This is a genomic window from bacterium (genome assembly GCA_030654305.1).
Taxonomy (GTDB): domain Bacteria; phylum Krumholzibacteriota; class Krumholzibacteriia; order LZORAL124-64-63; family LZORAL124-64-63; genus PNOJ01.
On sequence record JAURXS010000519.1, the window covers coordinates 1 to 2,928 of the forward strand.

Below are 2,928 nucleotides of genomic sequence, written 5' to 3' on the forward strand. Positions count from 1 at the left end.
GGCCGACACGGTATCGCCCTCCTCGACCATGACTTCGGCGAGGCGGCCCGTCGCGCGCGCCGCCACCGACGCCTGGTGGCGGGCTTCGACGTAGCCGTTGGTCGTCAGCACGACCCCGCCCTGCTCGGCCGGCCCGCCGCCGCCGCTGCGGGCCGTGGCCACGGTGACCGTGGCGGGCCGCGACACGAAGACCAGCACGGCGATCACGACGGCCGCCGCCAGCAGGAACCAGGGCCAGCGCCGCGGTTTCCGCCGTCCCTGCCGTTCCTCGTCGGAAATGCGCAACTTGCCCAGATCGGCGGATGCCGCGCCGCGTCCGTCAGCCACGGGGCTCACCTTCTTCGTTCGGGGTGCCGGGGCGAATGCCACGGGTCGGGAGGCGATAGTCTAGGCACGGTCCGCGTTCCGGTCAAGCGGGCCCCGACCCGGGTCTAGTAGTCGCTCCCCATCGGCAGGGCCTCCAGCTCGCGCGCCGTGAAGACCGGGCCCTCCTTGCAGACGTAGGTGCCGCCGATGTTGCACCGGCCGCACTTGCCCACGCCGCACTTCATGCGGTTCTCGAGCGTGGTGACGATCTGCCCGGGGGCGAAGCCCAGCTTGTCGAGCACGGGCATCGAGAACTTGATCATGATCGGGGGGCCGCAGACGAAGGCCAGGCCGTTGCCCGACGGCGGGGCGTACTGCTCGAGCGCGGTCGGCACGAAGCCGATCCCGCCCTTCCAGTCGGGGGTCTCGCCGCCGGGATCGACCGTGGTCACCAGCTCCACGTCGCTGCGCGCCGCCCAGTCGTCCAGCTCGTGCTTGTAGACGAGGTCCGCCACGCTGCGCGCGCCGTAGACGATGCGCACGGCCCCGAACTCGTCGCGGCGGTCCAGCACGTTCCAGATCAGGCAGCGCAGCGGCGGCAGGGCGATGCCGCCGACGACGAACAGCAGGTCCTTGCCGCGGTACTCCTCGAGCGGGAAGTGGTTGCCGTACGGCCCGCGGAAGCCGATGACGTCGCCGGCCTCCTTGCGGCGCAGCACCTCGGTCACCTTGCCCACGGCCCGGAAGGTGCACTCGATGTGGTCCTTCCAGGTGGGCGGCGAGGCGATGCAGAAGGTCGACTCGCCCTCGCCGAACGCCGAGTACAGGCCGAACTGGCCGGCCAGGAAGCTGAACGACTCGCGCATCTGCGGCTCGACGAAGCGCAGCTTGAGCGTCTTGACGTCGGGCGTTTCCTGACGGGTCTCGAAGATCTCCATCAGGTGCGGCGTGTAGAGCCTCATCGCGCACCTCCCTGGCCCGCGGGGGCCGCCTCGAACACCTGCAGCACCTCGACGAGGTCCATCCCGGCGGGGCAGGCGTCCACGCACCGGCCGCAGCCGGTGCAGAGCAGGTGGCCGAACTTCTCGGGGTAGTAGACGAACTTGTGATAGATGCGCTGCCGGTAGCGCAAGGACTGGCGGGGTCGCGGGTTGTGGCCCGAGGCGTGCGCCGTGAAGTGGTCGAAGGCGCAGGCGTCCCAGTTGCGCACGCGCTCGCCGCGGCGCCAGTCCCCCTCGTCCACCACGTCGAAGCAGTGGCACGACGGGCAGACGTAGGCGCAGGTGCCGCACCCCACGCACGCGTCCGACAGCGACTCCCACACCGGGTCGTCGAAGCGGCCGCGCAGCGCGGCGGCCGCCGCCGCGACGTCCAGCGCGAGCGTGCCGGCCTTGCCGGGGGCGGGCCGTCCGGCGTCGGCGGGGGCCGCGGTCAGCGGTTTCGGCGCGCCCTCTAGCGACGCCTCGCCGGCCGCGGTCAGGGCGCAGACGGTGTAGCCGCCCTCGACCGGAGAGATCATCACATCGGCCTTAGGCGCCCACGCGGGGTCGACCCCCGCGGCGGCGCAGAAGCAGCTCTCGGGCGACGGCGCCGTGGCGCAGCCGAGCGCCACCAGCAGCGTGCCGGCCCGCCGGGCTTCGAACGGCTCGTCGACGTAGTCCCAGCGCATGACCGCGTCGAGCGCGCGCACGCCCGCCACGTCGCACGGGTGCACGAGCAGCAGCACGGTCGGCGGCGCGTCCAGGGGCGCCTCGACGAGCTGCGGCGGGTTCGCCGCCAGGTCATACGCGAACAGCGTCTCGTGTCGCGGCAGCAGCCACTCGCGCGGGGAGACCGCCGTGCGGCCGTAGTCCCAGGCGACCTCGCCGGCGTCGCGGACCGGCGCCCAGACCGGTCCCGCGGGCGTGACGACGGGCGCGACGATCCGGCGCTCGCGCAGCAGGGCGCTCGTCCAGGTCTTGAGATCGTCGACGGTCCAACGCAGGTCCACGTCCGGCCTCCTCTACAGGATGAACGGCGCCTGGTCGTCCTGGCGCCCGAACAGCAACGGGGAGCGCTTCTCGTCCGGCGACGGCGGCCCGAAGGCGTTCAGCGCGGCGCGGTTGAGGTGCGCGGAGAGCGCGGCCAGCGGGATGCCCACGGGGCAGGCGTCGCTGCAGGCGCCGCACTCGACGCAGCGGCCCGCCTGGTGGAAGGCGCGCGTCACGTTCCAGACCCAGTTGCCCGCCGGGGTGGGCGACGAGTCGATCCAGCGCGGTCGCGTCTTGTCGGCGACGCAGCGCACGCAGGAACAGGTCGGGCAACCCTCGCGGCAGGCATAGCAGCGCAGGCAGCGCGAGAAGGCGGCGCTCCAGAAGGCCCAGCGCTCCTCGGCCGGGACGTCGGGGCCAGGCACGCCGTGGATCTCCCAGGCGGACCCGCCGATCGCCGCCGCCGGCGCGCCGGTGCGCTCGTAGACGCGCACGCGCGCCGGGTCGAGCTGCTGCTCGGCCTGCAGGCGCGCGATCGCCTCGCGCCGGCCCGGGCCGGCCACGATGCCGAACACGCCCTGCGGCTCCTCGCGCAGCCGGCGCAGCAGCAGCGGCACCAGCGGCGTGGCGGCGTCGGCGGCCGTGAACAGGC

General features: G+C 73.4%; 4 protein-coding genes. All 4 read right to left on the bottom strand.

Annotated features, from left to right (window positions below):
• Nucleotides 1-327 (bottom strand): efflux RND transporter periplasmic adaptor subunit (locus Q7W29_14675; protein ID MDO9173066.1); only part of this gene is annotated, 327 nt, incomplete at its 3' end.
• Between the two features lie 104 nt (nucleotides 328-431).
• Nucleotides 432-1,268: an FAD/NAD(P)-binding protein gene (locus tag Q7W29_14680; protein MDO9173067.1), complete on the bottom strand. Its 837-nt coding sequence runs from the start codon at nucleotides 1,266-1,268 to the stop codon at nucleotides 432-434.
• Nucleotides 1,265-2,296: a 4Fe-4S dicluster domain-containing protein gene (locus Q7W29_14685; protein MDO9173068.1), complete on the bottom strand. Its 1,032-nt coding sequence runs from the start codon at nucleotides 2,294-2,296 to the stop codon at nucleotides 1,265-1,267. Before Q7W29_14685 ends, Q7W29_14680 begins: the two co-directional genes overlap by 4 nt.
• Before the next feature lie 12 nt (nucleotides 2,297-2,308).
• A partial coding sequence (locus Q7W29_14690) for a 4Fe-4S dicluster domain-containing protein (protein ID MDO9173069.1) occupies nucleotides 2,309-2,928 on the bottom strand: 620 nt, incomplete at its 5' end.